We start from the raw sequence: 1,024 nt of genomic DNA, 5'->3' as shown, positions 1-1,024 counted from the left end.
TAGGGCGTGTCTCCCAAGTCTGTGAGCTGGGCCGGTCCACGATCCGTGGATGGGTCGTGGGCCGGTGCTCTCGGATGAGGTGTGGGGTCGGATTGAGCCGTTGCTGCCGGCGCAGTACGGCAAGGGCCGGCCGTTTCGTGATCACCGGCAGGTGATCGAGGGGATCGTGTTCCGCTACCGCTGCGGGATCGCCTGGCGCGACCTGCCCGAGCGGTTCGGGCCCTGGCAGACGGTGTGGAAGCGCCACCACCGCTTCAGCCTGGATGGCACCTGGGACGAGGTGCTCGCGATCCTGCAGGCCGAGGCCGACGCCGCCGGCCAGATCGACTGGCGGGTCTCGGCGGATTCCTCGACCAGCCGGGTGCACCAGCACGGCGCCACCGCCGCGAGGTCGTCTGAGGGGCCTTCGAGCTACACAGGGGGCGAGATCGAATCACAAGAAACGATCTCGCCAGGGCGGTCAGTGGCGCCGATTGGGACCGTGGTCGGCGGCTCAGCGTCGTAACGACGAGCCGGGCAATCACGCCATCGGCCGGTCGCGGGGTGGGCTGACCACCAAGACCCACGCCCTGGTCGACGGGCACGGCCGACCGCTGGTCATCGCGGTGACCCCCGGCCAGGCCGGAGACTCCCCGCAGCTGGTCCGGCTACTCGACGAGCTCGCCGTCGACCGGCTCGGGCGCGGTCGTGCCCGCAGCACGCCGGTCGCGTTGCGGGCGGACAAGGCCTACTCCAGCCGCGCTCATCGGGCGCTGCTGCGTCGCCGCGGCGTCGCCGCAGTGATCCCCGAGCCCGACGACCAGAAGCGCAACCGGGCCCGCCGCGGTTCCCGCGGCGGGCGACCGGTCGGCTTCGACGCGGCGGATTACAAGAACCGCAACGTCGTGGAGCGCGGCTTCAACCTGCTCAAGGGCTGGCGCGGGCTGGCCACCCGCTACGACAAGCACGCCCTGGTCTTCCGCGGCGGCCTGGTCCTCCGAGCGATCCTGCTCTGGCTCCGACCTACTTAGGAGACACGCCCTAG

Annotated in this window: 1 pseudogene; it reads left to right on the top strand. The window is 71.0% G+C overall.

Annotated features, from left to right (window positions below):
- The first annotated feature begins 49 nt into the window (after positions 1-49).
- Positions 50-1,010 (top strand): annotated as a pseudogene (locus PH189_RS30260) (IS5 family transposase).
- Positions 1,011-1,024 lie beyond the last annotated feature (14 nt).

The organism is Actinomycetospora chibensis (assembly GCF_028737215.1).
GTDB classification, from domain to species: domain Bacteria; phylum Actinomycetota; class Actinomycetes; order Mycobacteriales; family Pseudonocardiaceae; genus Actinomycetospora; species Actinomycetospora chibensis.
Note: the sequence above shows the minus strand (reverse complement) of the source record. Positions and strands in the feature narration are given on the sequence as shown.